The following is a 19,104-nucleotide window of genomic DNA, read 5'->3' on the forward strand; positions in this document are numbered from 1 at the left end:
AAATATCTGTATATCTGCATTTTAATTATGGTTATTGGCGTGATTTCATTTAAATAAATCGCTTATTGCTTTTTAATAATCAAAGACCAAACTCCTATCAGAGAGGTAATTTTTGAGTAGAAAATTAACATCAGAATATTACATTATTGTGAATTAACGCCCTCGCATTGGAAGAGTTAACCTTTTGAGATATCTACGAAAGTGAGCTACAACGGCTATCAGTGGGTGACGTGAAAAAACAATGGTGCTGTCTTGTCAACTTGAGTTTGAAGTTGGACGAATGAACCCAGTGAACAAAAGTGGGCGACTGGAGTTTGTTTTTCATTTAATTATGCAGAGCAGGGGCTTGGCCTCTGCTTTATTTCGCGCTGACGCATTGGCATACGATCAATGGTTTGTTTAATGTTTTCCCAATCCGTTGCTTTGCCCCAACGCAACTTTTCTGAACCATCTTTTCCAATCAATATTGCGGTATGTGTACCTGGTTCAACATCATAAACTCTAAACATACTGAGTAAGTTAAACTCGTTCTTGACCCAAGAGGGAATGGTAAAGCCATCTTGAGTGACGACTAAAGTGATAACGTCTCGGTCGGAAAGTTCGCATTCATTGATTAGGGTCTCAAGTAAAAATTGCTTCACATGTTCGTCATTGGTTGGTGCGAAGTAAATGACGCTTCTATGAGCCCATTTTGGTGAGTAGGCCGGATAACTCCACGCAAGCCCAATACTCTGAATAAGCAGTAGAATGAGAATCAAACAGCGCATAATTGGCCTCCGTGAAACAGCAATTGAGCTTCTAAACCTCAATCACTTTCTACGTTAAGTGTAGGTGGTAAGCTCACCATTTACCTGAGTAATATGTAAGTAACTGATATGGAAAATCTAGAAACTCGCCGTTGGAAACTGCGCTTACCAACCGAGGAAGATGTAACCTTTATACTGTCACTCTACAATACGGAAGGCTTCCTTCGCTTTGTGGGTGACAAATACATTAGAAACCGCGGCGATGCTGTCGACTATATTCGTCACACTATGCTCGCGATTCGTGAAGTTCAGGGCATTGCCCGAAAAGCCGATTAGAGGGACTACTAACCGGCATAAGGATTGATTCATTCACCAGCGATAGCTTGGTGTTTCGTCTTGATGCTAGCAACAAGCATATATAGGCAAGTTGCCAGCAGTATCGCGAACAGGTAGCCCATTAATCCGTGATCACCAGACATGTACCAGCCCGCAATGATTGGGCCGAAAACAGATCCCAAGCTATAGCTGAACAGCATGACTTGTGTTGCTGAAACAATGTACTGTGAGTCCAATTTGTCGCAGCCTAGATTGATTGCGATCGGGTACAGAGCAAAAGCAGCAACGCCTAGCAAAAATAGGCTAACGGCTAAAACACGGATGTTCTCGTCTAGCATAATTAAGCTAATAGACGCAGCGCCGAGTAGGCAGAAGAATGCCATCAACAAGGTTCGACCAAAATATTTCGACATCCATGGCACCATGGGCTGAACGGCCATACCACCAAGAATGACAAGTGCCATCAACCCGCCTAAATCGTCAGTATCAATACCTTGCTGCGCCAGTTCCAATGGCATTAAGCCGTAAATAGCGCCAAGAATCAGGCCAGAAACAATGCAACCAATAATCGCCGCATGGCTTAATCTGGTGATTTGCTTAAACGATAGATTGCTCGTATGCGCAGATTGTGGCTGATCGGTTTCTCCAAACAGCAATACCACGATAGCGAGTAGCAATAGAGTCAAGATGGCAATAAAAGGCACGCCACCGTTAACGCCCAATACCCCAATGCCTAATTGGCCAATTGCGCTGCCACCGTACAATGCTGCCATATACAGGCCAAGACGTTTTGCTCTTGCCGCTTCGTCGCCATGCAGCAACCATGATTCGACGATAACGAATACGCCAGCGACAGAGATACCGGCCAAAAAGCGTGCACACATCCATGCCACTGAGTTGGTAAATACCGGCAAGGCGAAAATGGTCGTGATGAACACACTTAAACAAAGAACAAAAGCGCTCTTGTGACCTAATCGAGTGACTAACGGTTCAATCGCAATCGCACCAACTAAAAGACCGGCATAGAAAACACTGGCTAACCAACTGGCCAACGAGCTGTGTAGCCCGTATTCCGGTAGCATCAATGGGAGCAAGCTCATTAAATAGCCTGATGCTACCGCATAAAGAGCCAGCGCGATAACAGGTACTGAGATGCGAGCTTTTGGTGCAGGAGCAAGAATGTTTTCCAACGTCGTAGCCTCTTGAGTTAGTGTATTAAATGGAACGTATTTCGGCGCGACTATGGAGCGATTTTGATATTGGGTAAAACGAATAATTTTAGTCGTGTCGATAAAAATCATTTTTCGATACGAGTTTTAGTTGTAGATAGAAAAAAAGGCCGCTAGTCGTAGCGACTGGCGGCCTTTTTAGAGCGGGATTTTTTGTTTCTTTTACTTAGTTAAAGCTTCATTAAGCCACTGATCAAATTGTCCTTTAGGTAAGGCGCCATTGATAACATCGACTCTTTTGCCATCTTTGAACACCATGACAGTAGGAATGCTTCTAATTTGATACTTAGCTGCGAGGTTTTGCTGGCTTTCTGTATCTATTTTTACAAATCGAACGTTATTGGCTCGCTCTTTGGCGACGTCAGAAAATACCGGCGCGAAACCGACACATGGGTTACACCATGGTGCCCAAAAGTCGACGACAACCGGTTGGCTGCTGTTCAAAATAGCATCAAAGTTGAGCTCGGTTCCTTCAATCGGCGCACCGTCGAGTAAATCCGATTGGCATTTACCGCATTTCGGGCTTTCAGATACTCGTTCATTGGGAACACGATTTACGCCAGAGCAAAAAGGGCAGCGTGTGTTGAATGTAGACATGACTTTTCTCTTGTTTGTGTTTTTCTACGCAAGTGTGACGTCTATTTTAGCAATTAGATGACACCACAGATAATCGCTAGTTATACTCTGAAAATAGTATTTACCCAAGAGTTCTATCCGTCTTACTGAACAGATTGAATGAGACGCTAGCTCAAATAAGAATAAAAGGCTTCGAATGACAACATTCTACGCAGAAATAACAGGTTGGGGTAAATGCGTGCCGCCAACCACGCTCTCCAACGATGATTTAAGTACATTCCTTGACACTTCAGACGAGTGGATTCGTACGCGTACTGGTATTGAAAATCGTCGCATCAGCCACGTTAATACGTCTGATATGTCGACGGTAGCCGCCAAACATGCGCTAGCATGTGCTGGTCTTGAGGCGAATGATATTGATTTGCTTATCGTCGCGACCTGTTCTCCAGACTCTCTTATTCCTAACATTGCATCAAAGGTATCTCAGAACCTTGGTATGATTGGAACAACGGCGTTTGATCTCAATGCGGCGTGTACGGGTTTTCTCTATAGCTTAGAGACGGCGACACGTATGATTCAGGCGGGTAACTATAATAATGCTCTGGTAATAGGCGCGGAGCGTCTGTCTTTCTACATCGATTGGACCATGCGTGATACTGCTGTTTTGTTTGGTGATGGAGCGGGTGCTGTGGTGCTAAGCAAAACCGATAAACCCGTTGGGTTGCAGCAAGCTCAATTAGGTTGTGATTCAAAGGGGCGAGACATTCTCTCTGTACCAAAATTTGGTACTTCTATGGACCGCTTTGCCGCAGATAGCGGCTATTGGGAATTCAACTTCGTAGGAAAAGAAATCTTTAAGCGCGCTGTTAAAGGCATGGGCTCAGCGGCTCAAAACGTCCTTGCGCGTAGCCAGCTATCTACCCAAGATGTCGACGTCGTGATCCCGCATCAAGCAAACATTCGGATCATTCAAACACTGTGTGATTTGTCTGGTATTAGTCAGGAAAAAGCGTTTGTGAACATCCACAAGTATGGCAATACGTCTGCGGCTACGGTACCTCTGGCGTTATGTGAAGCCATGGAGGAAGGATTCGTTAAACCTGGCGATAACTTACTACTAGCCGCATTTGGTGCTGGACTGACGTGGGGAGCAGGCCATATCAAATGGGGTGACCGCGTAACGCCTTTGGGACGCAGTGATGCGGCCTTGCCTGAATGTGACAGATCAGCGCTTGAGTTGCTTGATGAAGCGATCAAGTTTTGTAAAGAGCATGCGCCAAGTTAGTTAAATGCAATACCATTCTGGATAGCAGACGGTTCAGAATGGTATTATCCTGCCTTAGATGATAAGAATAATGCAGGGCTTAAATGAAGTTTCTTCACACCTCTGACTGGCACCTCGGACGCCAATTTCACAATGTTTCTCTTCTGGATGATCAAAAAGCCGTTTTGGCACAACTGATTGAATATCTGCAATCTAATACCCTTGATGCTCTGGTGATTGCCGGAGATATCTATGACCGCTCGGTTCCGCCTACGGCGGCAATAGAGTTAATGAATGAATTTGTCCGTCAAGTGTGTAACGAGCTGAAGCTACCCATTATTCTGATACCCGGTAATCATGATGGTGCTCAGCGATTAGGCTTTGGCTCCTCGCAAATGAAAAGGGCAGGTTTACACATTATCTCGAATTTTGCAGAGATGACGGAACCCGTTGTCTTGAGTACGGACATCGGTGAAGTGGCTTTTTATGGCATGCCTTACAGCGATCCTGAATCAGTGCGTCACCATTATGGCCAGTCTGTATCAACGTACGATGACGCTCATCGACTGCTAAGTGAAGAGATTAAGTCTCAGTTTAAACCAGATCAGAAGAATGTCTTGATCAGCCACTGCTTTGTTGATGGTGCGATTGAGTCAGAGTCCGAACGTCCTTTAGCAATTGGCGGCTCAGACAGAGTCAGCCATGAACATTTTGTCGACTTTGACTATGTCGCTCTCGGCCACCTGCACCAGGCGCAAAAAAAAGGTGAAGACTATATTCGTTACTCGGGGTCACTCATGAAGTACAGCTTTTCAGAGCAGCACCAGAAAAAAGGACTGACTTTGGTTGAGCTCAATGAAAAAGGCTTTGCTTCGGCCACTCATATTGACCTCACTGCTCCTCATCAAATGCGAATCATCGAAGGAGAGTTAGACCAAGTGATCGCCAGTGGCAAAACCGATCCGAATAATGACGATTATCTGTTGGTCCGTTTGTTAGATAAACACGCCATTCTCAATCCTATGGAAAAGCTTCGTGCGGTTTACCCAAATGTACTGCATATCGAAAAGCCAGGTATGTTAGTGGGTGTTGAACAAGAAATGGCTCAGGCGAAGCTGGCGCGAAGTGAAGTTGATATGTTCAAAGACTTTTTTCTTGAAGCGCAAAATAGTGAGCTCACCGAAGATCAAAATCAGGCGATCACCTGCATTATCAAACAATTGGCAAAGCAGTAAGGGCAAACGATGAAACCATTATCACTTACAATGCAGGCATTTGGCCCTTTTGCTAACACTGAAACCATCGACTTTACGTTGCTTGGTTCCAATCCACTGTTTTTGATTAACGGCCCAACAGGTTCAGGTAAGACGTCAATTTTAGACGCTATGTGTTTTGCTTTGTACGGCCAAACAACAGGTAATGAAAGAGAAGGAACGCAGATGCGCTGCGATATGGCGGCGCTTGCGTTACCGACCGAAGTGGTATTTGAATTCGCACTTAAGGATAAGCGCTATAGAGTCACGAGATCACCCGATCAATTGGCACCTAAAGCTCGAGGCGAAGGTACGACAACACGCAAACATACCGCCTCTTTGTATGAGATTACCAATGATCAGAAACTTATCACTAGCAAGACAGCGCAGGTGAAGATTGAGGTTGCAGAACTGATTGGTCTGAATGAAACCCAGTTTCGTCAGGTGATGGTGTTACCACAGGGTAAGTTTCGTGAACTCTTGCTAGCAAGCTCCAAAGATCGAGAAGCGATCTTCGGCCAACTGTTCCAGACTGACATCTACAAAAAAATTGAGTTTGCACTTAAGGACAAAGCGAGTGCGATCAGCAAGTCAAAAGATGAGTTTGATAACCAGATTCGCGGTGCTCTACAAGTGGCTGAGGCCAGCACAGAACAAGAGTTAAACGAGCAACTTGATGTTGTTGCTAAGCGGCTTGAAGAGGTGAGTTTAAGTGAGAAGGTTGCCCTTGAAAAGTTAAATAAAAGCAAAGAAGCACAGCAGAAAGCTCACCAATTGCAAAGTGAATTTGATAAGCTGCAAAGTGCAGAGAAAGCGTTGTCAGAGCATAGTGAGAAAAGCGATAGCAACGCTCAAATTCAACAAAAATTGGCGATCGCTCAGCAGGCTTCCAAGCTAGATGTGCCGTATACCAATTGGAGCTCATTCACAAAGCAGGTCCATGAACTGAATGAAAAAGCCAGCTCGCTTGAAAAAGCGCTGCAACATTCGAATGTTGCGATAGAAGAGCGCCAACAGCAGTTAGATACGTTGACGCTGGAAGCTCAATCAATTCCGACATTGACAGATAAGCTTTACCAATTGGAAGGCATCAAAGCTAAGTTACACGAAAAGTTGGAGTTGGAAAAAAAACTCAAAGATTCTGCTATCAAGAAACAAGAATCCAATGCGACTTTAATCAAATATCAGGCGCATAAAGAAAAGCTATTGCAAGAAGCATCCAAAGCTCAGCTAGAACTTGAAAAGGCTAAGCTGAAAGTTGGAGACAAAGCGACGATAGAGTCTGAACTAGCACGATTGCAGCGTTTGAGTGCCGATCTCAATAAACTGCAGTCGTTATCTAACGAGTTAACGGCTTTAGAGCAAGGTCAGCCCCCCCTTCAAGCTCATGTAAAACAGCTGAAGATTGATTGGCAAGCCCATAACAAGCAAGCGGATGACTATGAAATGCGCTGGCATAGCGCTCAGGCAGCGGTGCTGGCTCGGAAGCTTCAACAAGGTATGCCTTGTCCTGTGTGTGGCAGTGCTGAACACCCAAAACCTGCTTCGTTTGTTGGCGAAGAAGTGACTAAAGAGCAAGTGGAGTTTTATCGTAACCAAGAACGTCAGTCCCTGAACTCTCTCAACGAGCAAACTCTCATTGTTGAACAACAGAACGTGCTGATCTCTCGTCAAAAAACTCAAATTGAAGCGTTTCAGGAAGATCTGGGAGAGCATAGAGGCCTATCTTTGGACCTAGTGCAGAGCCAGCTCACTGAATGTCAGGCCAAGTTAGCGGGATTAGTTTCAATTGACCTTAAGCAGATGGAGTCGGAGGTGGCAACGCTCAACCAACGCTGTGAAAAAGGTGACAATGAAATTCATCGCCTGAGAGAGGAGATGTCTGCCCATGACGCTACAACTCAGGCGCTCCAACAGCGTTTCGAGGCACTAATACAGTCTATTGGCAAGCAATATCAATCAGTGGAATCTGTCGACGATGAGTATAAGCAAACCAAAGCCTCAATTGAGACGTTACAAACGCGCCTAGAGCAAGCCAATGAGCAGCAAAAACGACTGGTCAAACACCATGCCGAGCTTGAAGGACAAAGACAGAGCAACACACAGCTTTTAGCGCAAGCAAAGCGCGACTTAGATAAAGCGGAAACGCAATGGCATGTCTTGATTGAAAAAGCACAGTTTTCTGATGAACAAGATTACCTCAGCAGCAAAGCGACCGATGAACAATTAGAGTTTTGGAAAACTTCGGTCGAGACTTACGCGCAAACGGAAGTCAAACTAAACCAGACGTTAGCGGACTTGAAACATGTGTTAAAAGATCAGCAAACGCCAGATTTAGACCAGTTGGCTAAGTGTGTTGAACTTAGCAGCCAAGAGTACGTCGAAGCCAGAAATACACTAGATACTACTCGTTCGAAGTTTGAACGATTTGAGAAAGTCCGCCGTGATATTGTCTTACTGCACGAAAAGAATGCGGAATTGGAAGCTGAGTATAGGGTGTATGGGACCCTGTATGACGTTGCTAGCGGTAAGACTGGAAGTCGGGTTAGCTTGCATCGATTTGTTCTTGGCGTATTGCTGGACGATGTTCTTATCCAAGCGTCCCAGAGACTCAGTTTGATGAGCAAGGGGCGTTACATTCTTGCCCGTAAAACCGAAGGCTTCAAGGGCGTTGCTGGGCGTGGTCTGGATTTGATGGTAGAAGATAGTTACACAGGCAAGAATAGAGATGTCGCCACTCTATCTGGGGGCGAGTCTTTTATGGCTGCTTTGTCTTTGGCACTTGGCCTATCGGATGTCGTTCAGTCATACAGTGGTGGCATTCGGTTGGATACCTTGTTTATTGATGAAGGGTTTGGCAGTTTGGACCCAGAGTCGTTAGATTTAGCGGTTCAAACGCTGATCGAGTTGCAGCAAACGGGACGCATGATTGGTTTAATATCCCATGTTAGTGAGCTTAAAGAGCAAATGCCGTTAAGAATAGATGTTGGAGCCTCGCGTTTGGGGAGCAGTATTCAATTGATTGGTATGCATACATAGTGCAGGCTAAAATTTACATACTTCACTATGTTGCGTATGCTCAATCTATAACAGTGGTTTATGTTAACAGCATAGAATCGATCACTTTGGGTAGGTCACATTTTGGTGCCTAGCGGTCACAATCATTTAAATGGGCTTAAGGCGCTTGTAACAGTGCTTTAGGCGAAAAAGAAGTAGCGTAGCGGTTTTAATGCATGAATGTAGTAAAGAAGATTTATCAATACGCAGACACTAATCTCGAGTTACTCGGGTGGATGGGCTTCTTTGGCTTTCCCGCATATTACTACATATGGTCTTACCTCTATCCTCAGCCTTATGAGAATGGTCCGCTGAGACTTTTTTGCGCTATACTCCTGCTTGGGTTAGCGCTCAGGAAGTACGCTCCGCCGCCATTTAAGCGTTTTCTTCCCTACTATTACATTGCCACAATCACTATCTGTTTACCGTTCTTCTTCTCGTTTATGCTGTTCATGAATGAATGGTCAACGGTGTGGGCGATGTCGTTCATGTCTTCAATCTTTCTTCACGTTTTATTAGTCCACGAGACTAGGGTGATGTTGCTGCAAGCGATAGTCTCCATTGCTGCGGCATACTTGATCAGTTATGGACTCGTGCATGCGCCCAGCGCAGTTGAGACTGAAGTTGTTATCATTTGGCCTTATATCCCGATATTTTTGTTTACCTATATCTTTGGTAACTTGTTCTATTTTCGCAATCAAGTTGAACATGAGGCAAAAGTCTCAATTGCTAAGTCATTTGGTGCAGGGATTGCGCATGAAATGCGTAACCCGTTAAGTGCACTTAAGGCGTCTGTTGATGTACTTGATTCGTCCTTACCGTCGGTTAAAACAATGAACGGAGACAAAGCCGAGATAGATAAGATTGATATTATTCGTATGAAAGAGGTACTTTCTGGAGCCGACGAGGTCATACGCAATGGTAATGAAGCCATAGACTTATTGCTTACCTCCATTGACCAGAGTCGCGTGTCGCACTCAACGTTTAGGGCTTTTTCAGTAGAGCAAATTGTAAGAGAGTCACTCGCCAGTTTTTCTTATCCCAGCGATCATGCAAAAGAAGTGGTGTGTTTAAATGTCGAAGGTGGTTTTGACTACTTTGGCAGTGATACGTTACTGAAATATGCATTGTATAATCTGCTCAAAAATTCACTTTATTATCAGAATGGAGACGAGTTTAAAATCGCGATCACACTTAGAAGTGATAATGAATTCAACTATTTAATCTTTGAAGATAACGGTATAGGGATAGAAAAAGAAAAGTTAGAATTTATCTTTCAAGATTTCTATACTTCTGGAAAGTCCTCAAGCTATGGACTTGGATTACCTTTTTGCAAACGTGTCATGCAAGCATTCGGCGGCAAGATAAAATGTGAGTCCGCACTCGGAGAATGGACACGTTTTACCCTTAAATTTCCTCGATATGAGTCCCCAAAAGTGTCTACAATCAAACAAGATATTCTAAGAAATAAATCAATACTTTACGTTGGCGACGATGAGGCGGTAAAGCGCAGACTGAGCGAATTTACCTTCTATACGGGTGCAATATGTGACGAGGTTGATTTTGAGCAAGCTCAACGCAAAGAAGAGTTTGAATTTGAATACGATTTGATACTACTCGATCTAGAAGTCTGTAGTGAGCAAGAGTATTTAATGTTGGAATCTAAGCTCCATTTCACTGAAGCTAAAATCGTGATGCTTTTTGTTCAGGATGGTGTATACCACAATAGATTTAGTCGATTCCTTACTTTCTATCCAAAAGACAAAAAACAGTTCCTACTTGATGTCGCACAGTCGGTCGATGCACTTATTTTTGGTAATGTTGAGCCTAACCGTAACCTCATTCCGAAAAAAACGGCTAAAGTTATTGGTAAACGCATTTTGATTGCTGATGACAATGAATCGTTGAGACAGTTAACTACTATCTTATTGAATAAACAGGGTTATCAAGTTTCTCAGGCAGGCGATGGCAATGAAGTGTTAAGTGTACTGAGTAGTGAGCAAGTTGATTTGATTTTGATGGACCTCGAAATGCCAATTTTGGATGGGTTAGAAACTACAACTCTTATTCGAAAGTCAGAAAAAGTTTACGCTAACGTGCCAATTCTTGGGCATACCGGCGATAGTCGGAAAGAAACTCTTTCTAAAATTGATCAAGCAGGGATGAATGGATACCTTATTAAACCTGTCGATCAAAGCAAGTTGCTTGATAAAGTTGCAGACTATATTTAATTCAATACTCTATTTTTAAATAGTAACGCCTCTTAATAAGAGGCGTTAGTTTAATTAGACGAAATATAGTTCCTTATTACTCTTAGCCTTTTCGGCAGTCGATAAAATTTTATCAATATCATGGTTGCTCAGGGCGCTATTTAAAGATAAGCGCAAGATATTTTTATTATCAGGTGTAGCAGGAGTACAGAAAACAGACCCAAATACACCATTATCTTCGAAAAAATCTCTAACTTTACGCGTGTTAGTTTTCTCTGCAGTTTCTAAGCTGATTATTTGAGATTCGCTACGAATATCGTAACCAATATCTTTTAGACCCTCACGTACTTGCGCTGAACACTCCATTAAGCGCTTACGTGATTGGTCGCTTTCCTTGATAACGTTTAGCGTAGCGTCAATTCTATCTAATTCAAATGACATCATCGCTGAGCTAAAAATAGATGGAAATGAAACGTATGGCACTACTTGACCTGTTAAATTGTTACACCAAACAGCACCGGCACGATAAGCAAAGGTCTTCGCCAGACTGGCAGTGATGAAATCCACTTTATTGGTGAGCTCAAGCTCTTGAACTAATCCTGCTCCTTTAGGGCCATATATTCCTATAGAGTGGGACTCATCCACAACGATCGCGCAATCCATCTCTTTTGCTAAAGTTACCATTTCTTGCAGTGGCGCTATGGTGCCAATGGTACTGTATATAGAATCAATCAAAACCACGCCTGGTCCATTGCGTTTAATTAAACGTTTGAGGTGATTGGTATTGTTATGCATAAAAGGATGGATGTTGGCCCCTGCAATTCGTGCGCCTTCCCAAAGCGACATATGGGCAAAAAAGTCTATATACACATTGGTTTCTGAATCACAGATAGTTTGTAGTAGACCAATATTGGCAATCCATCCCGAAGGTGCAATGGTGCAGGTTTGAAATCCAGTGTAGTCAGCAAGATGGTGCTCAACCGTTTTATCCAGTCCATCGCTGTGCAAGAACACACTCGACATAAATGCCGTGTCTTTGTTGGAGAGCAATGACTTAACGTGAGCATCGATAATTTTAGGGTGATGGGTAAGTGCAAGATAATCATTACTTTGCAAAATGATATCACCCAAAAGGGGTTTCTTACCTAAAACTAGGTTTCTTCCGTTATCTTTTTTATTTATTAAGTCAGAAACATAATAGTCGATTCGTTTATTGATAAAATCGGGCAAATGGGATTGTTTAGTTAACATATTCATAATACATAGCCTTATGGTATTTGTCGTAAGCGCCAGCTGACCTAGCTATGTATAAATTCAGTTGAATAATAAATCTATTATAAAATTTAATTTTCTTGCATATGGTAACAGATATAATTATAGTTAATTGTATATTAATTAGGAGTAAATACCCTCAAGGGGCTCTATTCTGAATTAATATCCCATTGATTTCTTTTTTCTTCCAGTTTAATTATTACGAATTCACTTTTATCTTCGGCGTAAAAAATTCAGGCCAGTACATCTTGATATAGCCAATCAGTACCCATGCTACCAGTGCGGTGGCGACACTCAGCTCAAAAAATCCAAATTTGTGAAGCCAGTGCCAGTGCGGATGATACTGCTCGAAAAAGCTCGTCAGACGGTGCATCGCGATCGCACTAATGACAGAAGGGAAGGTGACTGCCGCAATGGAAGGTTGGAATTTTAGTCGCATTAGACGGAAGTAACACAAGTAGATTGTTAACGTCATAGTGATAGCGATACCAGCCAAAGCGCCAGTGAGAATTGGGTCTGGCTTTTGGAAGTTAACCAAATAGGTCGCCAATGACAGGTTGATTGGTGCTGCCATTATGGCGAGTGTTGGCCTTGCTCTGCGTGGGAGCCGGCCTTCAAACATCAGCCTATAGAGAACCAGTGGTAACATAAAGAAGTATATTGTAATACAGACGCTGACTAAGGTTTCTGAAAATACGTTATGACCGAACTTGGTGCCTGCCAACGAGCTACTAATTAACCCTACTGGATATAGGAACCAACTAGGAACAATATTGGCTAACTTGAAGCGTGTTATTTGAAAGAAGAAAAACAACACCATCATGGTGATGTGGAGCAGCAGCGCCGCAAACCACAAAGGGTAAGCGATCAAGGGCGAGATCACGGCGAGGTAATCACATAAGATCAACAATGCCATACTCATAGGGGCCATCAAGCTGCCGCTCAGTGGGTGTCGAATATCGTTGATGAAAGTGGAGTAACTGCTGAAGTATTTTATTAGCACTGGAAGCAGCAGAATAGCACCGCCTGCGGCAAGATAAGGGCGGATAAAAACGCCAATGTCAGGAATATACAATGCCCATGCATGACCGAGTCCTATCATGCCCAGCGCTAATGCGGCTTGTGAGGGGGGCACACTGTGAAAGTGTGTAAAGCGTTTCCAGTTCAACGGCGTAATCCTGACTAGCTTGAAATAAATGATTGGCACTAATGATTGAGCAAATCCGTGCTACAGATCATTCAGGGCACAAGATCATATCAAGCTGAGCGGTTACTGTGCAATTGTCATTTTGAGTCGCAGGGAAGGTCTTCTTGTCTCAACTTCTCATTTTTTAATGTTCGATGTAACAGTTGGCTATAAATCGGCTGCCCACCGAGTAACTGAGCAAAAATAACGGCCCCCAAGCAGGTAATGATCAGTGGCAGTATTAGGTAGTAGTTGTTGGTCATTTCGATCACTAACAATATGCCAGTGATCGGCGCACGCACGGTAGCCGCGAACAAAGCCCCCATACCTGCGATCGCAAACATGCCGGGTGAAATCATCAATTCAGGCATTAAACCATGGGCGATTAAGCCAAATGCATAACCAAATAGTGTACCCAAAGCTAACATCGGCGCAAAGATACCGCCGGGTGCCCCAGAGCCAAAACAAATCAGTGTGGTGAGGATCCTTGCAGCGAATAAAAGCAGTAGCACCGTCGCACCGTAGCCACCGTTAGTGATGGTCGGAATTAAGTTAATACCGCCTCCGGTTATTTCTGGCAGATAAAGCAGCATTAAACCAAAACAACCACCTATACAGCTTCCTGTGATCAGGTAACGTCGACGATCATTCTTATGCAGTTTGACAAACAAGTCTTGAGAGAGAGTAACGAGGCGATTAAACACCACACCAAAAACACCAAACATGGCACCTAAAAGCAAGAAGAGCCACAAAGCTGCAAGTTCGGGCGGGTGATATTGCGGCATAGTGATCACCGCATCTTGACCATTAATGTAACGAAAGACAATGTTGGCGGCGATGGCCGAAATGATCACCGCTCGAATAGAAATGAGTGAATAGCGAAATTGGGGGCGCATCTCTTCAACGACAAACATGATGCCAGCCAGCGGGGCATTGAACGCTGCGGCTAAACCTCCTGCTGCGCCAGAGGCAAGCAATGTGTGTTTGGTATCGTCATTTTTGACCTGAAAAAGATCCGTCACCATGCGGCCAATGGCTCCTCCCATTTGAACCGTTGGACCTTCGCGGCCAAGTACCATGCCTGAGCCCAGTGCGCCCATACCACCAAAGAATTTCACAGGTATAACACGCCACCAACGAACGGGGCGTATACCATCCATTGCTCCTTCAATTTCTGGAATGCCTGATCCGGCAGCTTCGGGGGCAAAACGATGGACGAGATAGTAGCCAACAAATGCCAATGCGGCACTGATCAAAAATGCCGCGAGCCACAGCGGCAACGCGCTACCAATTGCTTGTTTGAGCCAGTCAGTCCGGGTTTCAGAGACAAAATGAACGGCAATCTCGAACAAGGTACCCACTATGCCGGCAAGAATACCGACAAGTAAAGAAAGGACGAGAACAGAAACAGGGGTTTTATCTTTAGAGAGAAACTGATTAATTGCATCCTTTGGCATACTCGCTAAAAGGGATTGCTTAATTTTCTCTCTCTTGGTCATAAAAAAGGTAACCTCATTCGATTGGTTGCATTGTAAATATTGATGTCTCTCATGAGAATTATACGCTTGTGTAAGTTTAACTATAGCGTCAAGAATGAAATGTTGATTTTCAAATATGAAGGATGTGAGAGTTCAAAAATAGTCAGGAATTGGTAAGAGATCACGTTTATCTCCTTGCACTTTTCGCGTTTTGAACCATAGTTAAAACGTAAGGCAATCTGAACCAACCCGCATGGAGGATTAAAAGCCTTACCTACAATTTGGATGGATTCAACACATCATTTTGAGATCCTCGTTTTATGATCAGGGCGCAAAAATACACGGTCCTGACTCGCAGACTCACGATTGAGTAACGAGGGATAGGGCGCACTGAAGGGTGCGCCTTTTGTCGTTTAGAGAAGGCTAATCAAGTGAGGCAATTTGCTTGAGTACTTTTTCTAACTGATCCCATGGAAGCAGTTGGCTATCGATCACTTCCAGACGGCTTTCGAACCCCTCCAATGACATTTCATTAACAGAGACAATGCCGTGGCTTACATTGAAGGCATAGCAGCCTCTGTCTGTGTTCATTACGCCTTTGACACGTTCGGCAGTTAAGTCTGATAACACAGAGAATAGGTCATCAAAACTGAACGTGACTTCTGCACCAAATAACCAGCCACAACTAAAGTAGCCTTGGCCTTTGTTTTCTTTGCGGACCATTACCTGGTCCGGTGCTAGAGCAAATTGTGGTTCTTCCTCAGCGTGTTCATGATGGTGCTGTGCAATATCGGTTGACACTGTTGGTTCCCTTCTCTGGTTGTCGAGAAGTTCTATTGGGAAACGCCCTTGCTTGACAAGTTGGCTATAAATCTTGGGTGGATTTTGATCTGAAACCCAGTCGTTAAACGCATCGATATCACTGACATGACACGCGTCTACCTTATTACCAATCACAATATCTGCGATGTTGAGTTGGTCGTTAAAGTTTTGATTCTCGGCATACTTAGAGTTAGATAGGTTGCGAGGATCGACTAATCCTATAGTAGCTCTTAAGTCGATGTAATCTCGGAATTGAGCTGAGGTTAACGTTGCGAGAATCTTGTGGGCATGGCCTAAGCCAGTAGGTTCAACTATCAGACGATCGGGCTGCGTACGGAGCAATGCGGTAAGGGCAACAGAAGTCGGGACTCCAGCAGCACAACACATACAACCACCTGGTACTTCTTTGATCATTGCGCCTTGTTCTGTCAACATTGCGCCATCAATACCAATTTCACCAAACTCATTGACTAGAACAGCCCAATGTTCGTCAGCCGGTTTTGCTTTCAGCAGGTTAAGTATTGTCGTGGTTTTTCCGGTCCCCAGAAAACCAGTAATGATATTGGTTGGGATTTTCATTGTGCGAAACTCGTTGATATCATAGCTTTGACTATATCAAAGGTGAGTGTAGAAGCGAGAATAAAAACGGCGGTAGATACCGCCGTTGTAGTGATTAACGTTTGTTTTTTAAGTATCGCTTACGACGCTCTTCTTTTTTCTTGGCTTTCTCTTCGGCCTTACGTGTCGCTTCAATCTCTACTTCGACCAACTCTTTAGTGATCATCTCTGGCAACTCAAGTGTTACTTGGCCTAAGGTCCCACTGCGTAATTCATGAAGTAAAATTTCCGAACACTTATGCAAATCGACTCGTCCGCCAGAGCGTAACGCCCCACGTCGACGGCCAATCTCTTCCATGAGCTCGATGTCACTTTCCGGCATTTCTTCGATCTGATACCGCTCTTTCAAACGCTCCGGGTAAGCTTTTGCAAGGTACTCAACCGTGTAGAAAGCGACTTCCTCGTATTCCATAGCCGTATCTTTAACAGCACCGGTTGCCGCGAGACGGAACCCACTATGCGGATTTTCCACTTTAGGCCATAAAATGCCTGGAGTGTCTGATAAAACAATACCGTTTTGCAAGTTGATGCGTTGCTGACGACGTGTCACGGCAGGTTGGTTGCCCGTGACTGCAATGGTGCGACCTGCAAGAGCATTGATGATGGTTGATTTGCCTACATTCGGTATGCCCATGATCATGGTACGAATGTTTTTCCCAATCTCCTCACGGTGAGGGGCCAGTTTACGAACTAGCTCCATTATGCGGTTTACTTCTTGTTGTTGAGAAGTGGTAATCGCAATCGCTTTAACATTGTGCTCTTTCTCAAAATGGTCAATCCAAAGCTGTGTTCTCTCAGGGTCGGCGAGATCGCGTTTATTGAGGACTTTAACCACTGGCTTATCCCCCTTTAACTCAGCGATCATGGGGTTTTCACTGCTAAAAGGGATACGAGCGTCAAGCACCTCAATAATGACATCAATTTGAGGGATGGCTTCAGCTATCTCTTTTTGGGCCTTATGCATGTGGCCCGGAAACCATTGAATTGTATTGTTAACCATTTGAAAATATTGCCTTCTAATTTAATGGTTTAATCTGCCGTATAACTTTAAACATAACAAAGCGTTCGTTTATCACAAGTTTGTGATGCCGATTAAGGTAGGGCAGATTGACTTGGTCGCAATATTAACACCGACTTGAGTATTCTCATAACGAAGGGCGGGAGAAAAGCGACTAATCACATCAATTGTTTAGCTTGTAGTCAATCAGTAACTTTGTTTAAGACTTGAACGTTATTCTTTGCATGAGTTCGATTAGGTTACTTGGTGATGGCGCAGCCAGTATTCACGTCGAATCATGAGTGTGGACTTTGGATTGAAAACTAAGCACAAAAAAATAGCCACCACGCTGTAAAAGACGCGATGACTATTTGATAAAAATTGATCCACTTATTTAGATGATGAGATAGGTCTCAGGAGTGCTAGTTTGCCGGTCGCCAAACGCCCCATTTGTCCTTACTGTATGTCGTTTCAGGATCATCACCGCCTTGCGTCCACCATTGTGCTTTCCACGTCTTACCAGCATAGGAAACCACTTCGCCGCCGATGTAAGTCGCTGATGAGCTCCAAGCGTTGCCTGTATCTGGGCCCGGTTCTGGAGTCGGTGGGGGTGTGACGCCACCGTCATCTACCACCACCTCAAAGGTAAAGGTTTCAGTACGATCACTGCTGGTCGAGCTCGCCGAGAAAATTAACGTTTCATTTTGGCTGATAGTTCGGGTATCAATAATGATCGAAGAAGAGCCGTTATTTTGAATCGATACAGGTGTGCCCTGAGTTTGAGTCAGCGTTGCATTTTCTTCTGTAACGATGACGACTTTATCACCCGCGTTTACGACATTATCACTTTGCGATAGCTCGTAAAGTTGTCCTGCTAGCGGGTCTACATTGCCATTGCTGTCGTGGGAAACGCTCATTAACCCTGAAGCACGACTGTCTTTGGAGTTAAAGAAATTGCGTGACGGATCATTCTGGAAATACATGTAGTGTTGCATTTCTTCATGCCAATCACCGATAAAGACTGCGCCGTCTTTGAACTCGGCGTGCCAACCATTAATCTCTGATGCTAGGAGACGAGCCCAATCCCCAACGTTGTTTGAATCGACTCTTATATCAAAGCTACGTGCAACCGCGCCATCTTTGTTGATGATGTCATACTTCACGACATCACCAATTTGAGGCGCTTCCAGTCCACTAGGGATAAAGGATGAGCCACGATGCAAATCGGGTTGTGGTGCTGGCTCAGGAGGCGGAGTGTTACCATTCTTAATCGTAATATCAGAACAGTTGTAGAAACCTTCACCTGCCGCATCATCTCGTTGCCAGCGCACAAAGAGGATAGCGTCGCCCGATCTGTCCGATGGGATAGTGACATTGATTCGGTATTTACCGTTCTCTACTGGCACATTGCCCGTTTCTTGAATTAAATCTAAATCGTCCCAAGCGAGCCCTTTAGACAGGTCAGCATTTGGTTTGGTTAAGTAAAATTCCCAGAATGAAGGGTTGTGCGGTGCGGTCGCATTAAACACATATTCGAACGAACCCGTGTTCATTTCTGTACGGGTCCAGGCGGTATGCGGGGCACCCATGCCACGTTTCTGAGGATCGTTTGCGTAGCATAAAGTACCATCTGGAATCGCGGCTTTTACTGCGCTCGGGTTGTTAAAGTCAGTAATGTTTTTGGCGTACTCGTTTCGCTGTACGAATGGGTAAGACCCCGAAATGTTTTTGGCATTTGCACAAGCGGCATTGGGCGGACTACCAGACCAGATACCGCCTTGTTCGTAGCAGATGTTTTGTCGAGCACTAGGATATTCAGACCAACCATGTGCATATACATGAGTAGGCATGGTAGATAGCAAGGCGCTACCCATCGCCAGTTTTAAGATGTGCTTATTCGCTGTCATTTTCTTACTCTATTCCGTTTTATAATTAACATTGCCAATCAATGATTTTTATTTTTTTGGCTGGGTGATTTCTATTATTTTTATTTCTATTAGAAACGGTTGAAATATAAGACAAGATTATTTTTATTAAAGTTTAAATATTCATATTGTGAA

General features: G+C 44.0%; 14 protein-coding genes. 5 read left to right on the top strand and 9 right to left on the bottom strand.

Annotation, left to right across the window (positions count from 1 at the left end):
- Nucleotides 1-329 precede the first annotated feature (329 nt).
- The gene (locus OH455_RS22660) at nt 330-767 is read right to left on the bottom strand and encodes a DUF4174 domain-containing protein (RefSeq protein WP_206371032.1); all 438 of its coding nucleotides are present in this window, start codon (nt 765-767) and stop codon (nt 330-332) included.
- A gap of 108 nt (nt 768-875) precedes the next feature.
- Here OH455_RS22660 and OH455_RS22665 point away from each other — a divergent pair, with 108 nt between their 5' ends.
- Nucleotides 876-1,082 carry a hypothetical protein gene (locus OH455_RS22665; protein WP_269982864.1) on the top strand — a complete coding sequence of 69 codons (207 nt, stop codon included), beginning with the start codon at nt 876-878 and terminating at the stop codon, nt 1,080-1,082.
- Nucleotides 1,083-1,111: 29 nt separating this feature from the next.
- Here the strand turns inward: OH455_RS22665 and OH455_RS22670 are convergent, their stop codons facing one another.
- Together OH455_RS22670 and trxC are read right to left on the bottom strand one after the other, a co-directional pair.
- A complete protein-coding gene (locus OH455_RS22670) occupies nt 1,112-2,272 on the bottom strand; it encodes an MFS transporter (RefSeq protein WP_269982875.1) in 1,161 nt (386 codons plus the stop codon).
- 201 nt (nt 2,273-2,473) lie between these two features.
- The gene (gene trxC / locus OH455_RS22675; protein ID WP_269982865.1) at nt 2,474-2,908 is read right to left on the bottom strand and encodes a thioredoxin TrxC; all 435 of its coding nucleotides are present in this window, start codon (nt 2,906-2,908) and stop codon (nt 2,474-2,476) included.
- 175 nt (nt 2,909-3,083) lie between these two features.
- Here trxC and OH455_RS22680 point away from each other — a divergent pair, with 175 nt between their 5' ends.
- The 4 genes from OH455_RS22680 to OH455_RS22695 all read left to right on the top strand — a co-directional run bounded on the left by OH455_RS22680 (nt 3,084) and on the right by OH455_RS22695 (nt 10,692).
- Nucleotides 3,084-4,172, top strand: coding sequence for a ketoacyl-ACP synthase III (locus tag OH455_RS22680; RefSeq protein WP_269982866.1), 1,089 nt, complete (start codon nt 3,084-3,086; stop codon nt 4,170-4,172).
- 83 nt (nt 4,173-4,255) lie between these two features.
- Nucleotides 4,256-5,386 carry an exonuclease SbcCD subunit D gene (locus tag OH455_RS22685; protein WP_269982867.1) on the top strand — a complete coding sequence of 377 codons (1,131 nt, stop codon included), beginning with the start codon at nt 4,256-4,258 and terminating at the stop codon, nt 5,384-5,386.
- Between the two features lie 9 nt (nt 5,387-5,395).
- On the top strand, nt 5,396-8,443 hold the full coding sequence (locus OH455_RS22690) for an AAA family ATPase (protein ID WP_269982868.1): 3,048 nt from the start codon (nt 5,396-5,398) through the stop codon (nt 8,441-8,443).
- Nucleotides 8,444-8,637: 194 nt separating this feature from the next.
- The gene (locus OH455_RS22695) at nt 8,638-10,692 is read left to right on the top strand and encodes a hybrid sensor histidine kinase/response regulator (RefSeq protein ID WP_269982869.1); all 2,055 of its coding nucleotides are present in this window, start codon (nt 8,638-8,640) and stop codon (nt 10,690-10,692) included.
- Nucleotides 10,693-10,746: 54 nt separating this feature from the next.
- Here OH455_RS22695 and cqsA read toward each other — a convergent pair whose 3' ends face one another.
- The 6 genes from cqsA to OH455_RS22725 all read right to left on the bottom strand — a co-directional run bounded on the left by cqsA (nt 10,747) and on the right by OH455_RS22725 (nt 18,951).
- Complete coding sequence (cqsA, locus tag OH455_RS22700; RefSeq protein WP_269982870.1) at nt 10,747-11,928, bottom strand: alpha-hydroxyketone-type quorum-sensing autoinducer synthase; 1,182 nt, start codon at nt 11,926-11,928, stop codon at nt 10,747-10,749.
- 214 nt (nt 11,929-12,142) lie between these two features.
- Nucleotides 12,143-13,111, bottom strand: coding sequence for a TDT family transporter (locus tag OH455_RS22705; RefSeq protein ID WP_269982871.1), 969 nt, complete (start codon nt 13,109-13,111; stop codon nt 12,143-12,145).
- Nucleotides 13,112-13,227: 116 nt separating this feature from the next.
- Complete coding sequence (clcA, locus tag OH455_RS22710; protein WP_269982872.1) at nt 13,228-14,628, bottom strand: H(+)/Cl(-) exchange transporter ClcA; 1,401 nt, start codon at nt 14,626-14,628, stop codon at nt 13,228-13,230.
- Between the two features lie 402 nt (nt 14,629-15,030).
- Complete coding sequence (locus OH455_RS22715; protein WP_269982873.1) at nt 15,031-16,008, bottom strand: CobW family GTP-binding protein; 978 nt, start codon at nt 16,006-16,008, stop codon at nt 15,031-15,033.
- 94 nt (nt 16,009-16,102) lie between these two features.
- Nucleotides 16,103-17,047 (bottom strand): ribosome biogenesis GTPase YlqF, encoded by a 945-nt coding sequence (gene ylqF, locus OH455_RS22720; RefSeq protein WP_045975058.1) that lies wholly within the window; start codon nt 17,045-17,047, stop codon nt 16,103-16,105.
- A 419-nt stretch (nt 17,048-17,466) separates the two neighbouring features.
- Complete coding sequence (locus tag OH455_RS22725) at nt 17,467-18,951, bottom strand: lytic polysaccharide monooxygenase (RefSeq protein WP_269982874.1); 1,485 nt, start codon at nt 18,949-18,951, stop codon at nt 17,467-17,469.
- Between the last annotated feature and the right edge of the window lie 153 nt (nt 18,952-19,104).

The sequence above is a fragment of the Vibrio sp. T11.5 genome (assembly GCF_027587155.1).
GTDB classification, from domain to species: domain Bacteria; phylum Pseudomonadota; class Gammaproteobacteria; order Enterobacterales; family Vibrionaceae; genus Vibrio; species Vibrio neptunius.

Excerpts from the sequence above, each read along its gene's own strand:
- OH455_RS22660 (WP_206371032.1), bottom strand. The coding sequence starts at position 767 with ATGCGCTGTTTGATTCTCATTCTACTGCTTATTCAGAGTATTGGGCTT.
- OH455_RS22685 (WP_269982867.1), top strand. The coding sequence starts at position 4,256 with ATGAAGTTTCTTCACACCTCTGACTGGCACCTCGGACGCCAATTTCAC.
- OH455_RS22665 (WP_269982864.1), top strand. The coding sequence starts at position 876 with ATGGAAAATCTAGAAACTCGCCGTTGGAAACTGCGCTTACCAACCGAG.
- ylqF (WP_045975058.1), bottom strand. The coding sequence starts at position 17,047 with ATGGTTAACAATACAATTCAATGGTTTCCGGGCCACATGCATAAGGCC.
- clcA (WP_269982872.1), bottom strand. The coding sequence starts at position 14,628 with ATGACCAAGAGAGAGAAAATTAAGCAATCCCTTTTAGCGAGTATGCCA.
- OH455_RS22695 (WP_269982869.1), top strand. The coding sequence starts at position 8,638 with ATGAATGTAGTAAAGAAGATTTATCAATACGCAGACACTAATCTCGAG.
- OH455_RS22725 (WP_269982874.1), bottom strand. The coding sequence starts at position 18,951 with ATGACAGCGAATAAGCACATCTTAAAACTGGCGATGGGTAGCGCCTTG.
- OH455_RS22690 (WP_269982868.1), top strand. The coding sequence starts at position 5,396 with ATGAAACCATTATCACTTACAATGCAGGCATTTGGCCCTTTTGCTAAC.
- cqsA (WP_269982870.1), bottom strand. The coding sequence starts at position 11,928 with ATGAATATGTTAACTAAACAATCCCATTTGCCCGATTTTATCAATAAA.
- trxC (WP_269982865.1), bottom strand. The coding sequence starts at position 2,908 with ATGTCTACATTCAACACACGCTGCCCTTTTTGCTCTGGCGTAAATCGT.
- OH455_RS22715 (WP_269982873.1), bottom strand. The coding sequence starts at position 16,008 with ATGAAAATCCCAACCAATATCATTACTGGTTTTCTGGGGACCGGAAAA.
- OH455_RS22680 (WP_269982866.1), top strand. The coding sequence starts at position 3,084 with ATGACAACATTCTACGCAGAAATAACAGGTTGGGGTAAATGCGTGCCG.